Below are 17303 nucleotides of genomic sequence, written 5' to 3'. Positions count from 1 at the left end.
TGCACCTACCATTGCTGCCCTAGCACCTCCCTGACCCGGACCGAGGCCTGGCGGTGCGACGCACCCAGGCGGCTGGACAGATCGCGCTCCGGAGCGGCACGGATGTCGGCCAGCGCCGCCCGCAGGCAGGCGTCGACGGTGGCCGTATCCTGGGCCGACGGATCGTCCGGCTGCGCCACCTGCAAGGTTTGCCACAGCAGCCCCAGGGTGGCGTAGTTGCGGATGTCGTAAGCCATCGGCGCGATGGTCTCGGCCAGCGCTTCGAGCGCTGCGACGGTGCGCAGGGTGATGCGCGCGGCCGACGCCTTGCCCATGGCATGCACCATCACTTGCGGATCGTCCAGGGCGATCAGGCGGTTGGCCTGGTAACCGTGGGCGAGAAAAGCACCCGACATGGCCTTGCCGACGATCAGGCCGATCACGGGATGGCCGGCCAGGCGCGCCTCGGCGTAAGCCCCCGCCGCGCCGGCCAGCGCCTGGTGGATGCCGTACGCTTCTTCGCGCCGGCCATACGCCTGGCTGGCCACGTCGATGACGGCGACGATGGGACGCTTGACGGCCAGCGCGTGGTCCTCAATAACCACCTGCTTCACGGCGCGCGCCAGCTGCCACGCTTCGACCAGGCCGATTTCACCCGTGCGCGCACGGGTAAAACGGTTGTCCGGGTCGGGCAGCACGGCCAGGTAACGCGCCGGCTCGCCCGCCAGCGGCGCGTCCACCACGCGCACGGAAGGCGGAAAGCCGTCCAGCGGCGCGGCATTGTGCGTCAGGGCCGCGAGCCAGGTGGCGCCGCGGCTCGTATCGGTAATGGCGTTCATGCTGCGACTCCTTTGCTGTAGACGGCGCGCACGTCGCCTGGCGTAGCTTGCGGGCCGGCGTCCACTTCCGCCAGGCGGGCCAGGAAGACGTCTGCCTGGCTGCTGCGGTGCTGCTGCGGCACGCCGCGGGCGAACAATTCGGCCACGGTGGCGCGCATCTGCGCCGTGTCATCCGCCACATAGGCGTCGGCCAGGCCGCTGTGAAAGCGCTGCTCGCCGCCCGTCAGGCTCCAGATGTAGGGCTTGTTGCGCGAGTCGAATTCGTCCACGCCCGCTTCCTGCTCGATCACGGCCGGCCCGTTGAGACCCAGGCGCGCCTCGCGCGTGACGATCAGATAGCTGCACAGGCCCGCCGCGATCGACATGCCGCCGTAGCAGCCGACGGTGCCGGCCGTGATGCCGATGACGGGCTGGTAGCGGCGCAGGTCGACGATGGCGGCATGGATATCGGCAATGGCAGCGAGGCCCAGGTTGGCTTCCTGCAGGCGCACGCCGCCCGTTTCGAACAGGATCACGGCCCGCGTCGGCACGCCCTGGCGGTTATCGCGCGCCGCCAGTTCCAGCGCGCCGGCGATCTTCGCGCCCCCAACCTCACCCATGCTGCCGCCCTGGTAGGCGCCCTCGATGGCCAGCACCACGGCCGGCTGGCCGTCGAACAAGCCCTTGGCCACTACCACGCCATCGTCGGCCTGGGCCGTCACGCCCTGCCGCGGCAGCCAGGGGGAAGCGATGCCGCAGAACGGGTCGAGAAGTTCGCGCATGCTGCCAGCGTCCAGCAAGGCACGCGCCCGGCTGCGGGCACCGCGCTCGATGAAGCTGTCGCGTTCGAGTAATTCCTTCAATGTGCTCATGCCGTCCTCCCCGCTTGCAATTCTTCGTAGGCTTGCTCGATGCGCATGCGCACCACGCCCGGCGTGGCGCCGCAATCGTTGATGGCGATGCGCGCCGCCGGCAGCGGCTCGCCGCCGAATACGCGCTGCAGGAGCGCATCCCACACGGCGCCCTTGCCGTCGACGGAGGTGTTGACAATGATGCGGGTCACGCCATCGTCGCCGGGCTGCAGCAGCACTTCCAGGTCGCCGGAGCCCACCACGCCGGCCAGGGCGCGCCCTGAGGCCGGCTGCCCGGCCGGGAATGTATAGTCACGCGTCTCCATGCGCTTCTCCTTCTGTCAATCGATCCAGGAACAGGGTGGCCGCCAGCAGGTCCGCCGCGCCGCCCGGCGACACGCCGCGCGCCAGCGCCACCGCTTCCAGCGCCAGCAGCGCCTGCGACCCGGCGGCAGTGGCCGCGCCGCCGGCGGCCAGCACCCGCGCCGCACCCGCCTGCAGCGCCAGCAAAGCCGTCTCGCCGCCGCGCGACAGCACGCAGGTGTCGTCCAGCTGGCTGATAATCGCCAGCAATGCGTTCAGGCGCGCTGTCGTTTCGTTGTCGCCGCGCGCCCGCGAGGCGTGCAAAGCCTGCAACCCGGCGCCCGTCACCAGGGGAAAACCCGCGCGGGCCTGGCCGCGGGCCCCTTCGACCCGATACTGGCGGCAGGCCAGCTCGCCCTTGTTGCCCGTCTCGCCTGGCGCGCTGCGATCATGCAAACGGGCCAGCGCACCGGCCCGCGCCGCCACGGCTTTTGGCGCCAGCGACGCGCCGCGCGCGCCCTGCTGCGCCGCCGCCGTCACCAGCAGGCCCAGCGCCCAGATGGCGCCCCGGTGCGTGTTCACGCCACCCGTAGCTGCCAGCATCAGCGCCTCCCCATCGCGGCCGATGGCGCCGATGCGCTGGCGCAGGCCGTCGTCATCGTTACCTTCCCAGCCTGCCTGCGCCATGGCGGCAAACACCGGTTGCAGCACGCAGGCCGAATGGCACATCAGGGCCCAGTTCAAATCTGTATGGGCGCCACGGCTGCGCAAATCGACCAGGCCCGGTTTCGGCGTCAGGGTCACTTCATCGAGCAGCGCCTGCAGCACCTGCCGCGCCAGCGCGGCGGCGCGCTCCCGCACCGGCGCTGTCGTCATCATCATTGTCGTCATCATTGTGCTCATTACCAGCTCCTGAATTTGGCGGGGGGTTGATACAGGCCGTCGGACCATTCGACCAGGTCGGCGATGCTTTTCGCCGCCAGCAGCGAGCGGTTCGCCTCGCCGCGCTGCACGCCGATATCCTCGGGCAGCGCGATCAGGCCGTCGGCGCGCAATTTGGCCGTGGTCTTCGGGTCGTGGCGCAGGCCGATGGGCGTCACGCCGGCGACCGCCGCCAGCATGGCCTTGCGCTCGTCGAGTGAACGGGCCTTGTACAGGTAGGCGATGCCCTCCTCCGTCAGCACGTGCGTGACGTCGTCGCCATAGATCATCACGGGCGCCAGCGGCATGCCGCTGGCCTGGCCCACGGCCACGGCGTCCAGCGATTCGACGATGGTCGGCTGGCCGCCATCCTGGAACGTCTCGACCATCTGCACCACCAGCTTTTTGCCGCGCGCCAGCGGATCGTCCGTCTCGATCAGGTCCAGCCAGGCGGGTGTCGGGTGGCGCCGTCCGTGCGGGTCGTGGCCCATGTTGGGCGCGCCGCCGAAGCCGGCCAGGCGGCCATTCGTCACGGTCGACGAGTTGCCCAGGCCATCCATCTGCAAAGTCGCGCCGATGAACAGGTCGACCGCGTACTGGCCGGCCAGCTGGCACAGGGCGCGGTTCGAGCGCATCGAGCCGTCGCGGCCCGTGAAAAACACGTCGGGCCGCGCAGCCGCATAGCCTTCCATGCCCAGTTCCGCGCCGAAGCAATGCACGCTCTCGACCCAGCCCGTCTCGATGGCCGGTATCAGGGTGGGATGGGGATTGAGCACCCAGTTGCGGCAAATCTTGCCCTTCAAGCCCAGCTGCTCGCCATACGTGGGCAAAATCAGCTCGATGGCGGCCGTGTTGAAGCCGATACCGTGATTGAGCGACTGCACCTGGTGTTTTTCATACACGCCGCGGATCGCCATCATGGCCATCAGCACGTGCACAGGTTTAATGACGCGCGGGTCGCGGGTAAACAGCGGCTCGATGAAGAACGGTTTGTCCGACTGCACGACGAAATCGATCCACGAGCCGGGCACGTCGACGCGCGGCAAGTCGCTGACGTCGTCGACGATCTGGTTCACCTGGGCGATGACGATGCCGTCGCGGAAGGCCGCCGATTCCACCAAAGTGGGCGTGTCTTCCGTGCTGGGACCCGTGTACAGATTGCCCTGGCGGTCGGCCATGTAGCCGGCCACCATGACGACGTTGGGCGTGAGGTCGACGAACAGACGCGCATACAGTTCGATATACGTATGGATGGCACCCACTTCCAGCAAGCCATCCTGCAGAAACTGGGCGATGCGCAGGCTTTGCGTGCCGGCAAAGGAAAAATCGAGCTTGCGGGCGATGCCCCGTTCGAACAGGTCGAGGTGCTCGGGCAGGCTGACGCTGGGCATGATCAAGTGCAGATGGTGGATCTTGTCGGGATTGACCTGGGTCAGCATGCGGGCGAGAAAATCGGCCTGCTTCTGGTTATTGCCTTCAAGAACAACGCGGTCGCCCGGCGCGAGCAAGGCTTCGAGCACGGCGACCATGTCGCCCTGTTGCAGCACGGGGCCGCTGGCGTACTGGCGCACGGCATCGAGCCGGCGGCGTTTCTCGGTGCGCCGCGTGTCCCATTGTTTTTGCCGCTGCGCTGGCGCTGCTGTGGCGGTTGACATCTTGCCTCCGAAGTGAGCTATCGAAGCCTGACGATAGAGCGAAAACGGAGCCGCGACAATCAAGCTGCTACCATATTCATTACCTTGAAGTTAATGAACTCCCTTGAAAGAGGCTGGCCATGGCCATCAACGAAGAAATCACCCTGAAAAAGCTGGAAGTTTTTCTCAGCTTTATGGAATTGAACAATCTGGCGCGGGTGGCCGATGCGCTGGGCCAGAGCACGGTCAGCGTGCACCGCGCCCTGCATACACTGGAAGACGGCTTGCGCTGTCCCCTGTTCAAGCGCGAGGGACGCAGCCTGATCCCGCTGCATGCGGCCTACACTTTTGCCGAATCGGCGCGGCGCGTGCTGGCCGAGTGCGAAGAAGGCGTGCGCAAGGTGCGCGAAATGTCCGGCATCAACCCCGTGCGCTTGAAAATCGGTTCGCTGTATTCCTTGACCCTGCACTGCATCCCGCAACTGGTGATCGCCTTGAAACTGCGCCGGCCCGGTCTCGACATTGACCTGACCCTGGGCTCGAACCGCGAACTGCTGCAAAGCCTGGCTGATGGCCGCCTGGACGCCATCATCGTCGGCGTGCAGGAAAACGAACACCATGCCGGTCTGGTGGCGGTGCCGCTGTTCCAGGACGACGTCTACCTGGCCGCCCCGCTCGGCTCGCCGTATGCCGGCGCGGCCTCGGTGGACTTGCAGCAGCTGCGCGATGACAAATTCGTCACGCTCAACGAAGGATTCGTCACCTCGCAAAGCTTCAACCATGCATTTGAACTGGCGGGCTTCGTGCCCGACACGGCCATGCGCGTGGGCGACATCTTCTCACTGATCAACCTGGTCAGCGGCGGCATCGGCTACAGCCTGCTGCCGGGCCGCGTGCGCGCCTTCAGCTCGCGCATCGAACTGCTGCCGCTGGACGCGCGCTACGGCTCGCACCAGCAGATCACTCTGCTGATGCTGAGCAGCCGCGAGCGCGATCCGAATTTGCTGGCGCTGGCGGCGGAATGCAGGTTGTATGGGCGTGGCGAGCGCGCAACTGGTAGCTAAAATGACGTCGCACGTCGAAACGGTAGCGCGGAAGACTCGACCGTGCCCATCATGTACTATCAATCTTCAACTGGACAGATCGAGATCATTTCTGCACTTTGAACCAAGCCTGTATCAGCTCAAGTTGGAAATTCTCCGCGCATATAGGTTTTCCAGAGATTGTCGATAAAGTCGGTCTCGACTTTATGGTGACATGCCTGCGCAATCAAGCCCATGTCGTCCGACACATATCCAGCAAGGTCGGAATTTTCAGTGACTTGATACACTTTCTTGAATACGATCTCCCTGATTTCCTTCACCAGGACGCCTTCGGGTGGACAAGATGCGGTCACTTTTTCGTAGCTGGCACACCATGCGCCATCAAACTCAAAAGAGTCCCTGGCGCACAATGCAGCATCCCAGTCAGTATCTTTCTGAAAAATAGTCTCAAAAAAAATACTCTCATTTATTGTCGCTAAAATTTCGCTTACTGTCGTCATCTCGATATTTCGTATTCATCTGTGTGGATGCCATTCGGCGTTTCGGGTGCCGGCGCGCCAACGATTGTTATGACCTGACGCTAAAACGCCCGCAAGCACGTCAACACGCCCATTATAGGGACTGGCATGGACTGCTCACGGGAATGGAGCACGATACAATTAAATCGCACTATCCCACGGCGCCGACAACCTGACCGCGCAATTGATCAACCCCACCATCGAATACGTCTGCGGGAAATTGCCCCACATTTCGCCCGTCACGGGATGTGTATCTTCCGACAACAGGCCCAGGTGGTTGCGCGCCATTAGCATCGTTTCGAAGATCTTGCGCGCCTCGTCTTTCCTGCCGATGCGGGCCAGGGCGTCGATGCGCCAGAAGGTGCAGATGTTGAAGGCTGTTTCCGGCTTGCCGAAGTCGTCGGGCGCCTCGTAGCGGCGCATGTAGGGGCCGTCGCACAGCGACGCTTCCAGCGCATCGACTGTCGCGATGAATCGCGGGTCCATGGGGTCGATGAAGTTGACTTCCGCCATCAGCAGGACGGAGGCGTCCAGGTCGCGCCCGCCCAGGCTTTCGGCGAAGGCCTGGCGCTCCTCGCTCCACGCTTCGCGCAGCAGGCGTTCGCGGATCAGCACGGCGCGGCTGTTCCAGTGGTCGGCCCGGTCCGGCAAACCCAGCTTATGGGCGACCTTGGCCAGGCGGTCGCAGGCGGCCCAGCTCATCAGCATGGACGAGGTATGCACGCGCGCCCGCGTGCGCAGCTCCCACATGCCCGCGTCCGGCTCCGCATGCAACCGGAATGCCTGGTCGCCCACGGCTTCCAGCGCGGCAAACTCAGCCTTGCCGGCCCGGTGGAACAAACGGTGGTCAAGGAAAGCTTGCGCCGCACCAAGGACGATGTTGCCGTACACATCGTGCTGGAAATGTTCCTGCGCCTGGTTGCCAACGCGCACGGGGCCGTTGCCCCGGTAGCCAGGCAAGTGGTCGAGCATCGATTCCGGCAACTGCTCTTCCAGGCCGATGCCGTACAGGGGCTGAATGTGGCCACCTTTCGAGCGGGCCACGATATTCGTCAGCCAGCGCAAATACTCTTCCATCGTGCCCACTTCGGACAGGCTGTTCAGGGCGCGCACGACAAAGAAGGCGTCGCGCAGCCAGCAGTAACGGTAATCCCAGTTACGGCTGCTGCCCGGCGCTTCCGGGATACTGGTGGTCATGGCGGCGATGATGGCGCCCGTGTCTTCATATAAAGACAGCTTTAATGTGATGGCGGCGCGGATGACCACGTCCTGCCATTCCAGCGGCACGGCCAGCCGGCGCGTGTAGGTGCGCCAATAATTGATGGTTTCCTTTTCGAAGATGCGCGCCGTCTCGTCGATGCCGCCGGCCAGGGTTTCATCGGGGCCCAGCAGGAAGTTGGCGGTGCCGCCCAGCACGAAATACGTTTCGCTCAGTACATAGTTGAGCGACACATCCGTATTCAGGCGCAAGGTCTGCTCCGGTCCCACATAGCGGATGTGGTGGCTGCCCTGCGTGATCTGCGGCGCCAGCTTGCCCCAATCGTAGCGGGGGCGCAGGCGCACCCGGATGCGCACGGCGTGATCGAGCGGACGCACGCGGCGGATCAGCATCAGCGGGCGGAACATGCGGTCGCGGCTGAGGAATCGGGGCGCGAAATCCGTGATTTCCACGCCGCGCCCTTCCGTGTCGTACAAACGCGTGCGCAGTACGGCCGTGTTCGGTTCGTAGAATTGCTCGCTGCGCGCATAATTTTCAATGTCGATGGCCCACACGCTGCCGTTTTCCGTGTCATCCAGCAAGCGATTGAAGACGGGATCGCCATCGAAACGTGGCAGGCAGGACCAGACGACTTGCCCGGCCTGGTCAATCAGGGCGCTGAAGGCGCAATTGCCCACCACGCCGCAGTTGAGGCTAGCCTGGATGGGGGTGGCAGGTGCCGACGCGCTGGCCGCAGCGGTGGCGGAAGCGGCCAGCGAGGCGGCAGCGCCGCTGGGCGTGTCATACACTTGTTCTTGGGAACTCGTCATCATCTACTCCTTCTGGGGATACGGAGGCGGCCAGCAGCGCGGCGCGCAAGGCGCCCGGGCTGGCCAGGCGCAGGGTGGCGGCGCTGTGGCCGCTGCCCACCTTTACGCCCTGCCCGCCAACTTGTTGTACAAAGGCAAAGCCTGCCTCATCGGTGGTATCGTCGCCCGCGAACACGGGCCGGCGGCCGGCGAATGGCGCCTCGGCCATGAAGGCGGCGATGGCGCCGCCCTTGTCCGTGGCGGCCGGCTTGGCTTCCAGGACCATTTTGCCATGCAACAGCAATACCCCCGGGCACGCTTGCACGGCTGCCGTCATTTCCTGCACACATAGTTGCCCGAGTTCCGGTGCCAGGCGGTAATGCAGGGCCACGGCGCCCCGCTTCTGTTCCACCAGCAAGCCGGGGTGGACAGCGGCCAGCGCCAGGGCGCGCGCCAGCACGGGCGAGACGTCAGGCGTGGCCGCCACATGCAGCGCGCCATCGGCGCCGCGCCGCTCCACGCCGTGCACGCCGGCCACCGGCAAGATCAAGGGCGCCAGCATGGCATCGATCTGCGCCGTCGGACGCCCGGAAATGAGGGCCAGCGCGCCGCCGTGGCGCTCGGCCAGCAGCGCCAGCGCTTCGACCACGCCCGCTTCCAGGCGCACGCCATCGGGCGTGGGCGCCAGGTCGACCAGGGTGCCGTCGAAGTCGAGGAAGACGGCGCTGCCGGGAGTACTCAGCAGCTGCAACAGGGCTGCGCTATCGTCAGGGATATCGGCCATCAGAGCCCCTTGCGCCGCTTGATGCGGCTGTGGGCGTCGATCTTGGTCATGACCTTGTCGCGCTGGCGCAAACGGGCCGCGTCCAGCAGCATGCGCCCGGCCCAGCGGTACACATTGAAATGCTTGACTCTGGCCCGCATGCTTTTCATGCGCTCGCGCTGCTCCACGGGCGGCATCACGAGGGCGCGGTAGAGGGCGTCGGCGCCCTGCTCGATGTGATACGGATTGATGATCAGCGCTTCGTGCAGCTCGCGCGCGGCGCCCGTGAATTGCGACAGCACCAGCACGCCCAGTTCGTCATCGCGCGCGGCGATGAATTCCTTGGCCACCAGATTCATGCCGTCATGCAAGCTCGTCACCATGCACACCTCGGACGCGCGGAAATAGCGCTGCAAGTCGTCCTGGCCATGGTGCTCGGCCTTCAGCAGGATGGGCACGTAATCGCCGCCGCCGAAGCGGCGGTTGATGCGCTCGACCATCTTGCGCACCCTGGCATCGAAACTTTGATATTCATCGAGCGACGCGCGGCTCGGGGCAGCGATTTGCACGAAGGTAAAATTGCCCACCATGCCAGGCTGCTGTTCCAGCATGCGCTCGACGGCCTGGAAGCGTTCGACGATGCCTTTCGTGTAATCGAGGCGGTCCACGCCGATGCCCAGCAAGTGGTCTTGCGCCACGCCCAGTTCGGCGCGGATTTGCGCGCGGCACGTGGCCACGTCGGGCTGCGCCGGATTGTCTTCCGGCCAGGCGATGGAAATCGGGTAATCCTCGACCTGCGTCATCTCGCCGCCATAGGAGATGGTCGACGCTTCCGGTTCGATGCGGGTTTCCAGGTAGCGGTCCACCGTTTCGAGGAAATTCTTGCGGTGGAACGGCGTGTGGAAACCAAGAATCGTGCTGCCCAGCAAGCCGTCGAGGATTTCTTCGCGCCAAGGGCAAATGCCGAACGATTCCGAGTTTGGCCAAGGGATATGCCAGAAGGTGATAATCGTCGCTTTCGGCAACGCTTCGCGCACCATGCGCGGCAGCAAGGCAAAGTGGTAATCCTGCACCAGCACGACGGGGTTGTCCGTTTTCGCCTCGGCAATCACGGCGTCGGCGAAGCGGCGGTTGACCTTCACATACTGCTCCCAGTCGGACGAGCGGAACACGGGGCGCACGTGGGCGATATGGCACAGCGGCCACATGCCCTCATTGGCGAAGCCATAATAGTATCCCTGCTCCTCCTCTTCCGTCAGCCACACGCGGCGCAAGGTATAGCTGGGATTGTCGGGCGGCACGGGCACGTGGTCGAGCTTATCCACCGTTTCGCGGTCGGCGGAACCGGCGCCATGCGCGATCCACGTGCCGGAACAGGCGCGCATCACGGCTTCCACGGCCGTCACCAGGCCGCTGGCGGGGCGCTGCACCGTGATGCCTGCGTCCGTTTTCGTGTGGATATACGGTTCACGGTTCGACACCACCAGCACCTGGTCGCCCTGCAAGTCCGCTTCCAGCAAGGCGCGCAGCTTGTCCGGCGTCCAGTCGGATGACCAGCCGTTATCTCCCTGGCGTTCCAGATGGTATTCCTGCAGCAATTCGCGCAAGTCGCCGATCAGCGGTTGCATTTCCGGTGGCGGCGCGGGCGCGGCGGCGGGCTCCGTGGCGGCGGCCACTGCGCCATTACTTTTCGTCAGCAACTCGCCCCGTAAAATATCCTTCACGGCCGACAGCCAGCCGCGCCAGCTCAGGTGCGCCACGAACACGGTCATCAGGGAAATCAGCACGGCCAGCACGGCCAGGAAGGCAAAGATAAAACGCTTGGTATCCGTATTGCGGCGCTCGACAAAGCTCATGTCCTGTACCAGCACCAGGCGGCCCAGCTGGGATGCCTCCTGCATGACGGGCGTTTCGCTGATGTGGACTTGCCCTTGCGGCAATTGCGCCAGGGATTTGTACAGGCCGCCCGTGGGAGGCGTGCTCCAGCAGCCGATGGAAGCGGGGTATTGCGCGGACTGATAGACCAGGTGGCCCGCGTTATCACAAAAGCCGATGGCGATCAGGCGTTCGTCGCGTGTGGCGCCCTGGAACAGTTCGCCGATGCGGGTGGCGTCCCGCGCGGGCAGGTATTCAGTGAGCGAGGGCCGGAGGGTTCCAGCGAGTAATTCTGCCCGGCTGTCGAGGTCGCGCACATACCAGCGCAGGGTGATATTGTCGAGCAGGGGTACCACGATATAAGCAAACAGTCCCAGCACCAGGGCCAGTGGCAGGATGAAGCGCAAGGACATTCGGAGTGATCGTACTATCATCGTTTTCCTTTGCAAAAACAAAAAGCATGGCAAGTATGGCTATGTTTTCCATGCGGCGACGCGCGTCTGCTTTCCGTAGTGAAACGGCAACCAGGTATGGCGCAGCGCAGCAATTTCGTCCAGTATCCACCTTGATGCAGCTCTTATCCGTTCGGCAACGCACGCCCCCGCGACGTCATCTGCCCGTAAAATAGCCGCTTCCGATATCCATCTCACCAATCTCAAGGAGTTTTCGCCTATGGATCTCAGCACGTTTCACTCGCTGATGGGAGGCCCGCTGCGTTCGGCGCTGACCGTGCTCGTTTCCGCCCTGCTCGTCACTCTGGTCGCCATGGTCGTGCACCGGGCCGGCATCGGCTTGCTGAAAAAACTGGCCTATGGCCACCCGCTTGCCAGCAACGTCGCGCGCGTGGCCTTCCGCGCCAGCCAGCTGTGCATGATCGTCTTCGGTCTGCGCATGGTGCTGGCCAGCGCGCCCGACGACACGCCGGCACTGGTGGCCATGTCGCACCTGGCCAGCGTGGCGCTGATCATCGCGCTGACCTGGCTGGCCATGCAATGCATCGAGTCGCTCAGCATCACGATTTCCCAGATCAATCCCGTCGACGCGGCCGACAATCTGCGCGCGCGGCGCCGGATCACCCAGGCCCGCGTGCTGACGCGCAGCGCGCACGCCATCGTCGTCCTGCTGGGCCTATCCTTCGTGCTGCTGACCTTGCCCGGCGCGCGGCAGATCGGCGCCAGCCTGCTCGCTTCGGCCGGCGTGGCGGGCCTGGTGGCCGGTATTGCCGCCCGCCCCGTGCTCGGCAATTTCATTGCAGGGCTGCAAATTGCGTTTTCTCAACCCATCCGCATCGACGACGTGCTGATCGTCAATGGCGAATGGGGTACGGTCGAGGAAATCAAGGGCACGTATGTGGTCGTGCGCGTGTGGGATGAACGGCGTTTGATCGTGCCGCTGCAGTGGTTCATCGAAAATCCGTTCGAGAACTGGACGCATACCTCCTCGGACATCCTGGGCACGGTGTTCCTGTGGCTGGACTTCAGCATCCCGCTCGAACCGCTGCGCGCGGAACTGACGCGCATCTGCGAGTCCGCCACCCAATGGGATGGCCGGGTTTGCACGGTGCAAGCGACGGATTCGAACGAGCGGGCCGTGCGCGTGCGCTTTCTCATCAGTGCGCGCGATTCGGGCACGGCCTTCGAATTGCGCTGCCTCGTGCGCGAGCAGATGCTGACCTTCATCACCGCCCACTACCCGCACAGCCTGCCCCGCTTGCGCTCCACGCACGACCCCATCGAAGTGCGCGAGATGCAGGCGCAAAACGATACGGTGTTGCTGCACAAGGCTTAAAAAACCCAGCGGCGCGCTGCCCGTGCCCATGCGCCGCTACAATGGTTCGCATGAGCACCACCGCCTGGTTCATCCTGATCGGCTGCCTGATGCTGGCGCGCGGCCTGGGTGCCGCCGGCATCGCGCGACTGCCATGGACTTCGGCCATGGCTTACCTGGGCGTGGGCCTGCTGCTGGGGCCCATGTTCCTCGGCCTGTTTGCGTTCGACCTGCTGCAGCAGGCGCCTCTGCTGGAAACCCTGACGGAAATTGCCGTCCTCATCTCCCTGTTTTCCGCCGGCGTCAAGATGCCCGTGCCCTTCAGCCTGGCGCGCTGGCTGCCCTCGCTGCGCCTGGCCTGGCTGTCGATGGCCATTTCCGTGGCCCTGGTGGCGGCCTTTTCATGTCTGGTGCTGGGCCTGCCCTTTGGCGCGGGCGTGCTGCTGGGCGCCATCCTCGCTCCCACCGACCCCGTGCTGGCCACCGACGTGCAGCTGCGCCATGCGGGCGACAGCGAGCAATTGCGCTTCATCTTGACCAGCGAGGCGGGCATGAACGATGGCAGCGGCTTTCCGTTCGTCATGCTGGGCCTAGGCTTGCTGGGCCTGCATGAGCTGGGGCCGCATGGCGCCACCTGGCTGTGGCGCGACTTGCTGTGGGCCAGCGGGGCCGCCATCGCCATGGGTGCAGCCGGCGGCGCGCTGCTGGCCTGGCTGGGCTGGCAGGTGCGCGCCAAGGAGCCGAAACACGCCATGCTGGATGACCTGGCGGCCCTGGGCCTGATCGCCCTCGTGTATGGCGTGGCCACCTGGCTGCACGCGTGGGGCTTTCTGGCCGTGTTCTTTGCCGGCGTGGCCTTGCGCCAGACGGAACTGCGGCTGGCCGGCGCGCCCGAAGACCGGCAAGGCTTGCTGCAGGCAGAAGAAACCCATGCCGTGTCCGCCGCCAAGCCGCACGACAGCGAGGTGCCGCTGACCGTCAGCGGCGAATCTCTCGTCTTCAAGGAACATCTGGAGCGCCTGTCGGAACTGACCCTGGTGCTATTGCTGGGCGGCACCGTCACGGCCGCCGCCTGGAGCTGGCAGGCGTGGAGCGTGGCGCTGTTCCTGCTGCTGGTGGCGCGCCCGGCCAGCGTGATGCTCGGCTTGCTGGCCTCGGGCACCAGCGTGCGTCTGCGGGGACTGGCCGCCTGGTTCGGCGTGCGCGGCATCGGCTCGCTGTACTACCTCAGCTATGCCATCGCGCATGGCTTGCCGCACAGCCTGGCGCGCGAACTGGCCGACATCACCTTGGTCGTCGTCATCCTGTCCATCGTCGCGCACGGGCTGACGGTCAAGCCCCTGCTGGAACGCTACTGGCGCGAATAGGCGCCGGCAATCCCCGATTGTCATTGCCGCACAGCAATGTTTTGTCAATTGCCCCTATGCCGGGCGGAAATATTGTTAAGATAATTAAAAATGGCAAAAGAGAGAATCAATGAAACGAAGAAGCGTGCTGGGACTGGGCGTCTCACTGGCCCTGCTGCAAGCGGGCTGCGCCACCGATCCGGCCAGGCTGGCGTGGGAAACGGCATTTGACGGCTTCATGCGCGATGGCCTGGCCCGCACGGAAACGCCGGGCATGAGCGTGGCCGTGGTGCGCGGCGAGCAAACCATTTTCGCGCGCGGCTATGGCTGGGCCGATATCCAGGCCGGCAAGAAAGCCGATGCCAGCACGGCGTTTCATATCGCCTCCGTCAGCAAGCTCGTCACGGCCACGGCCGTCATGATGCTGCTGGAACAGGGCGCCTTCCAGCTCGACGACAAGGTGGCGGCCTATCTGGACTTCCCGCTCATGCACCCGAAGTTTCCCGACGTGCCCATCACCTTTCGTCATTTGCTCAGCCACACCTCGGGCATTTCCGACGCCGTGTACGAAAAGACGACGGCATTTTCCGTGCAGGGCGACCCGCGATTGCCCCTGCGCGACTTCGTCAAGGGCTACCTGTCGCGCGGCGGCGCCTGGTACGACGCCGATGTATCGTTTGCGGCACGGCCCGGCACTGAATGGCGCTACAGCAATGTCGGTATCGCCCTGCTCGGCTATCTGGTGGGCCGTTTGAACCCCGATGGCCTCGACGCCTACGCGCACGAGCACCTGTTCGAACCGCTGGGCATGGACAGCACGGCGTGGAACCTGGCCGGCTTGCCGCGGCGCGCCGTCGTCGCCCAGCCGTATGCGCACAAGGAACCGGGCCTGCAAGTGCTGCCGCCCGTCGGCTATCCGGACTGGCCAGCCGGTCTGCTGCGCAGCTCCGCGCACGACTTTGCCCGTTTCCTGGCCATTTTCAGCAATGGCGGCCGGGTCGACGGCCACCGCTATCTGCAAGATGCCACCCTACAATTGTTTTTCGCCCCGCAAGTGACCGCCGTCGTACCCGCCGACTCGTCCGTGCGCCAGGCCCTGGTCTGGCTGCTGCGCGACGTCGATGGCAAGCCGCTGGCCACGCACAGCGGCGGCGATCCGGGCGCCGCGTCTGTCGTCTGCGTCGACCGCGCCAGCAAGACCGCCGTGCTGGCCTTCGCCAACGTCAGCGCGGACAAGGAGTTTCGTTCATTCCAGAAAGAAGTCGTGCTGCGCCTGCTGGCTCATGGGGGCAGCGGCGCGCCAGCCAGGTAGGCATGCAGCTTGTGTGAGCGGGCGCACGGTGTCGCCCGGGCAAGAGCGTACGCTGTGCTGGTCAAACTTGACACTCAACGAGGAGACCAGCATGACGAACCGCATCGGCAACAAGGACGTGGCGCAGCAGCGCAGCAAGAGTGAAAAAGCCCGCATCAAGGCCCAGAACATCGCCAGCGAGGCGGTGAAGAAAACCGAGGCCAGGGCCCGCTACCGCAGCGCGGTCAAGGGCCAGCCCGCGCCTGGCGCTTAGGCGCCGAACCAGCCGCGCAGCTTGTCGGCGGCGCGTTCCTTGACGTCGGCCGTGATGTAGGTGGCGACCGTGGCGACAGCCGCCGCCAGCACGGCCAAGTCATCCGCATAGCCGACCACGGGCGTGATGTCGGGAATCGCATCGATGGGCGAAATGAAATAGCCGAGCGCGCCATAAATGGCCGTCTTGGCCCACAGCGGGGTATTCGGCTGCTGCGCCGCGTAGTACAGCCACAGGGCTTTCTCGATGACCTCGCGTCCCGCCGTCCTGGCGAACTTGACGACCTTGTCCCAGAAGCTATCTTCCGTGTATTTCTTTTCATACTGCTTGTCGGCCTGGGGGGCGTGGTCTTCTTCCAGATTCTTTTTTCTGCCAAACATCTGCTGCTCCTGTCTGCCGCGCACGGCGTTACGAATGCGCACCTTAGCATAACGGCGCGTCGGGTGCGCGGCGTGCAAGGTAAGCTAGCGTCATGGAAATATCTGCCACCACCACGGCCCGCGCCGCCGGCCTGCGCTACACGGGCGACCACCAGAGCGGCATCATCCGCCTGGGCAAGCCCGGCAAGTTCCGCTACCGGGACACGGACGGCCAGTTCCTGCGCGATGCCGCCACCTTGACGCGCCTCAAGGCACTGGCCATTCCACCGGCCTGGACGGACGTGTGGATTTGCCCGCACGCCAACGGCCACCTGCAGGCGACGGGACGCGACGCGCGGGGCCGCAAGCAGTACCGCTACCATGCGCGCTGGCGCCAGGTGCGCGACGAAGTGAAATATGAACGCATGCTCAGCTTTGGCCGCGCCCTGCCCGCCATCCGCGCCGCCGTCGCGCGCGGCATGCAGTTGCCGGGTTTGCCCCGTGAAAAAGTACTGGCCACCATCGTGCACCTGCTGGAATTGACGATGATGCGCATCGGCAACGAGGAATATGCGCGCACGAACAAGTCGTTCGGCCTGACCACCCTACGCACGCGCCACGTGCAGGTCGACGGCAGCGCCGTGGCCTTTAACTTCAAGGGCAAGAGCGGCGTGCGCCACGATATCCGCCTCAGCGACCGGCGCCTGGCCAGGGTGCTGCAGCGCATGCGCGAACTGCCGGGGCAGGAACTGTTTCAATATGTCGACGAGGATGGCGCGCGCCATGGCGTCGATTCGGGCGACGTCAACGATTACCTGCGCGAGGTGACGGGAGAAGACTACACGGCAAAGGATTTTCGCACCTGGTCCGGCACCTTGCTGGCCGCGCTGGCGCTGCAGGCCTTCGAACAGGTCGATTCCGAGGCGCAAGCCAAGAAAAACATCGTGCAGGCGATCGAATCGGTGGCAAAGAAGCTGGGCAACACGCCGACGATCTGCCGCAAGTGCTATGTGCACCCGGCCGTGCTGGAATCGTATCTGGATGGCAGTTTATTGGAAGGCATGCGCGCCCGGGCGCAGCAGCAGTTGCAGGAGGACTTGCCGGCGCTGGCGCCGGAAGAAGCGGCTGTACTGGCCTTGCTGCAACAGCGCCTGCAGGGTGCGGTCAAGCCTGGCGCGCCGGTTGGGGTTGGCACTGGGCGGACAGTTTGAGGGCGTCGGTGCTGCAGGCGGGCAAGACGCCGTGGCCGGCGTCGCGCGCCACGGGCGCCGGCGCGGCATCGTCCGTCTGCGCCTCGCCTGTATTCATCAGCGTGGCCGCGAGGGTCGAAAATGTAAACAGGCAAATCAGCAGGAATGGCTTGTTCAGTCCGCTGGGTGTGGCTGGCTTGTGCATTGCATACTCCATTGGTGGGTTGTTGCAGCGTTGACATCATCATCGCGTGTTTCCACCAGGCATACAATCGGACATCTCCCGCAAAACGGGTAGGACAGCGCTGACAGAGTCAGCCATGCCTCGGCTAGCAGTTATTTACCTATTTTGAAATGAAACAGG

17 protein-coding genes are annotated in these 17303 nt (G+C 64.8%); 6 read left to right on the top strand and 11 right to left on the bottom strand.

The genetic code is table 11. The features are described from left to right. Window positions 1-5 precede the first annotated feature (5 nt). Genes mdcE through mdcA form a run of 5 tightly spaced genes read right to left on the bottom strand, consistent with a single transcriptional unit; the run spans window position 6 to window position 4527 of the window. Window positions 6-818, bottom strand: coding sequence for a biotin-independent malonate decarboxylase subunit gamma (mdcE, locus tag ACQ4WY_RS27100; RefSeq protein ID WP_436506752.1), 813 nt, complete (start codon window positions 816-818; stop codon window positions 6-8). Continuing rightward, window positions 815-1669 (bottom strand): biotin-independent malonate decarboxylase subunit beta, encoded by an 855-nt coding sequence (locus ACQ4WY_RS27095; protein WP_436506751.1) that lies wholly within the window; start codon window positions 1667-1669, stop codon window positions 815-817. Before ACQ4WY_RS27095 ends, mdcE begins: the two co-directional genes overlap by 4 nt. Next, the gene (locus ACQ4WY_RS27090; RefSeq protein ID WP_436506750.1) at window positions 1666-1974 is read right to left on the bottom strand and encodes a malonate decarboxylase subunit delta; all 309 of its coding nucleotides are present in this window, start codon (window positions 1972-1974) and stop codon (window positions 1666-1668) included. Before ACQ4WY_RS27090 ends, ACQ4WY_RS27095 begins: the two co-directional genes overlap by 4 nt. Continuing rightward, complete coding sequence (locus tag ACQ4WY_RS27085) at window positions 1961-2854, bottom strand: triphosphoribosyl-dephospho-CoA synthase (RefSeq protein WP_436506749.1); 894 nt, start codon at window positions 2852-2854, stop codon at window positions 1961-1963. The genes ACQ4WY_RS27090 and ACQ4WY_RS27085 overlap by 14 nt, the downstream gene beginning before the upstream one ends. Next, the gene (gene mdcA, locus ACQ4WY_RS27080) at window positions 2854-4527 is read right to left on the bottom strand and encodes a malonate decarboxylase subunit alpha (protein WP_436506748.1); all 1674 of its coding nucleotides are present in this window, start codon (window positions 4525-4527) and stop codon (window positions 2854-2856) included. The genes ACQ4WY_RS27085 and mdcA overlap by 1 nt, the downstream gene beginning before the upstream one ends. A gap of 119 nt (window positions 4528-4646) precedes the next feature. On the opposite strand from mdcA, the gene ACQ4WY_RS27075 reads away from it, so the two are divergent. Beyond that, the gene (locus ACQ4WY_RS27075) at window positions 4647-5570 is read left to right on the top strand and encodes a LysR family transcriptional regulator (protein ID WP_436506747.1); all 924 of its coding nucleotides are present in this window, start codon (window positions 4647-4649) and stop codon (window positions 5568-5570) included. A gap of 119 nt (window positions 5571-5689) precedes the next feature. Here ACQ4WY_RS27075 and ACQ4WY_RS27070 read toward each other — a convergent pair whose 3' ends face one another. From ACQ4WY_RS27070 to ACQ4WY_RS27055, 4 genes are all read right to left on the bottom strand, one after another. After that, complete coding sequence (locus ACQ4WY_RS27070; RefSeq protein WP_436506746.1) at window positions 5690-6049, bottom strand: immunity protein PIM1 family protein; 360 nt, start codon at window positions 6047-6049, stop codon at window positions 5690-5692. A 159-nt stretch (window positions 6050-6208) separates the two neighbouring features. Beyond that, window positions 6209-8098, bottom strand: a complete 1890-nt coding sequence (locus ACQ4WY_RS27065) for a glycoside hydrolase family 15 protein (RefSeq protein ID WP_436506745.1) — start codon at window positions 8096-8098, stop codon at window positions 6209-6211. Further along, window positions 8067-8858 (bottom strand): trehalose-phosphatase, encoded by a 792-nt coding sequence (gene otsB, locus ACQ4WY_RS27060; RefSeq protein WP_436506744.1) that lies wholly within the window; start codon window positions 8856-8858, stop codon window positions 8067-8069. The genes ACQ4WY_RS27065 and otsB overlap by 32 nt, the downstream gene beginning before the upstream one ends. Continuing rightward, window positions 8858-11125, bottom strand: coding sequence for an alpha,alpha-trehalose-phosphate synthase (UDP-forming) (locus tag ACQ4WY_RS27055; RefSeq protein WP_436506743.1), 2268 nt, complete (start codon window positions 11123-11125; stop codon window positions 8858-8860). The genes otsB and ACQ4WY_RS27055 overlap by 1 nt, the downstream gene beginning before the upstream one ends. Window positions 11126-11384: 259 nt before the next feature. Between ACQ4WY_RS27055 and ACQ4WY_RS27050 the strand changes: the two genes are divergently transcribed. The 4 genes from ACQ4WY_RS27050 to ACQ4WY_RS27035 all read left to right on the top strand — a co-directional run bounded on the left by ACQ4WY_RS27050 (window position 11385) and on the right by ACQ4WY_RS27035 (window position 15390). Next, a complete protein-coding gene (locus ACQ4WY_RS27050) occupies window positions 11385-12500 on the top strand; it encodes a mechanosensitive ion channel family protein (protein ID WP_436506742.1) in 1116 nt (371 codons plus the stop codon). A gap of 50 nt (window positions 12501-12550) precedes the next feature. Beyond that, the gene (locus tag ACQ4WY_RS27045) at window positions 12551-13846 is read left to right on the top strand and encodes a cation:proton antiporter (RefSeq protein ID WP_436506741.1); all 1296 of its coding nucleotides are present in this window, start codon (window positions 12551-12553) and stop codon (window positions 13844-13846) included. Window positions 13847-13955: 109 nt separating this feature from the next. Then, window positions 13956-15137, top strand: coding sequence for a serine hydrolase domain-containing protein (locus ACQ4WY_RS27040; protein WP_436506740.1), 1182 nt, complete (start codon window positions 13956-13958; stop codon window positions 15135-15137). A 91-nt stretch (window positions 15138-15228) separates the two neighbouring features. Continuing rightward, window positions 15229-15390 (top strand): hypothetical protein, encoded by a 162-nt coding sequence (locus ACQ4WY_RS27035; protein ID WP_436506739.1) that lies wholly within the window; start codon window positions 15229-15231, stop codon window positions 15388-15390. On the opposite strand, the gene ACQ4WY_RS27030 is transcribed toward ACQ4WY_RS27035, so the two are convergent. After that, window positions 15387-15770, bottom strand: a complete 384-nt coding sequence (locus ACQ4WY_RS27030; RefSeq protein ID WP_436506738.1) for a YkvA family protein — start codon at window positions 15768-15770, stop codon at window positions 15387-15389. The genes ACQ4WY_RS27035 and ACQ4WY_RS27030 overlap by 4 nt on opposite strands. A 92-nt stretch (window positions 15771-15862) precedes the next feature. Between ACQ4WY_RS27030 and ACQ4WY_RS27025 the strand changes: the two genes are divergently transcribed. Further along, window positions 15863-16960 (top strand): DNA topoisomerase IB, encoded by a 1098-nt coding sequence (locus ACQ4WY_RS27025; RefSeq protein ID WP_436506737.1) that lies wholly within the window; start codon window positions 15863-15865, stop codon window positions 16958-16960. On the opposite strand, the gene ACQ4WY_RS27020 is transcribed toward ACQ4WY_RS27025, so the two are convergent. Then, window positions 16914-17144 carry a hypothetical protein gene (locus ACQ4WY_RS27020; protein WP_436506736.1) on the bottom strand — a complete coding sequence of 77 codons (231 nt, stop codon included), beginning with the start codon at window positions 17142-17144 and terminating at the stop codon, window positions 16914-16916. The genes ACQ4WY_RS27025 and ACQ4WY_RS27020 overlap by 47 nt on opposite strands. Window positions 17145-17303 lie beyond the last annotated feature (159 nt).

The organism is Janthinobacterium salmonicoloratum (genome assembly GCF_051380845.1).
Lineage (GTDB): Bacteria > Pseudomonadota > Gammaproteobacteria > Burkholderiales > Burkholderiaceae_D > Janthinobacterium > Janthinobacterium lividum_F.
Note: the sequence above shows the minus strand (reverse complement) of the source record. Positions and strands in the feature narration are given on the sequence as shown.

What these genes read in the sequence shown, in the direction of transcription:
- mdcE (WP_436506752.1), bottom strand. Translation starts at nt 818, where the DNA reads ATGAACGCCATTACCGATACGAGCCGCGGCGCCACCTGGCTCGCGGCC.
- ACQ4WY_RS27095 (WP_436506751.1), bottom strand. Translation starts at nt 1,669, where the DNA reads ATGAGCACATTGAAGGAATTACTCGAACGCGACAGCTTCATCGAGCGC.
- ACQ4WY_RS27090 (WP_436506750.1), bottom strand. Translation starts at nt 1,974, where the DNA reads ATGGAGACGCGTGACTATACATTCCCGGCCGGGCAGCCGGCCTCAGGG.
- ACQ4WY_RS27085 (WP_436506749.1), bottom strand. Translation starts at nt 2,854, where the DNA reads ATGAGCACAATGATGACGACAATGATGATGACGACAGCGCCGGTGCGG.
- mdcA (WP_436506748.1), bottom strand. Translation starts at nt 4,527, where the DNA reads ATGTCAACCGCCACAGCAGCGCCAGCGCAGCGGCAAAAACAATGGGAC.
- ACQ4WY_RS27075 (WP_436506747.1), top strand. Translation starts at nt 4,647, where the DNA reads ATGGCCATCAACGAAGAAATCACCCTGAAAAAGCTGGAAGTTTTTCTC.
- ACQ4WY_RS27070 (WP_436506746.1), bottom strand. Translation starts at nt 6,049, where the DNA reads ATGACGACAGTAAGCGAAATTTTAGCGACAATAAATGAGAGTATTTTT.
- ACQ4WY_RS27065 (WP_436506745.1), bottom strand. Translation starts at nt 8,098, where the DNA reads ATGATGACGAGTTCCCAAGAACAAGTGTATGACACGCCCAGCGGCGCT.
- otsB (WP_436506744.1), bottom strand. Translation starts at nt 8,858, where the DNA reads ATGGCCGATATCCCTGACGATAGCGCAGCCCTGTTGCAGCTGCTGAGT.
- ACQ4WY_RS27055 (WP_436506743.1), bottom strand. Translation starts at nt 11,125, where the DNA reads ATGTCCTTGCGCTTCATCCTGCCACTGGCCCTGGTGCTGGGACTGTTT.
- ACQ4WY_RS27050 (WP_436506742.1), top strand. Translation starts at nt 11,385, where the DNA reads ATGGATCTCAGCACGTTTCACTCGCTGATGGGAGGCCCGCTGCGTTCG.
- ACQ4WY_RS27045 (WP_436506741.1), top strand. Translation starts at nt 12,551, where the DNA reads ATGAGCACCACCGCCTGGTTCATCCTGATCGGCTGCCTGATGCTGGCG.
- ACQ4WY_RS27040 (WP_436506740.1), top strand. Translation starts at nt 13,956, where the DNA reads ATGAAACGAAGAAGCGTGCTGGGACTGGGCGTCTCACTGGCCCTGCTG.
- ACQ4WY_RS27035 (WP_436506739.1), top strand. Translation starts at nt 15,229, where the DNA reads ATGACGAACCGCATCGGCAACAAGGACGTGGCGCAGCAGCGCAGCAAG.
- ACQ4WY_RS27030 (WP_436506738.1), bottom strand. Translation starts at nt 15,770, where the DNA reads ATGTTTGGCAGAAAAAAGAATCTGGAAGAAGACCACGCCCCCCAGGCC.
- ACQ4WY_RS27025 (WP_436506737.1), top strand. Translation starts at nt 15,863, where the DNA reads ATGGAAATATCTGCCACCACCACGGCCCGCGCCGCCGGCCTGCGCTAC.
- ACQ4WY_RS27020 (WP_436506736.1), bottom strand. Translation starts at nt 17,144, where the DNA reads ATGCACAAGCCAGCCACACCCAGCGGACTGAACAAGCCATTCCTGCTG.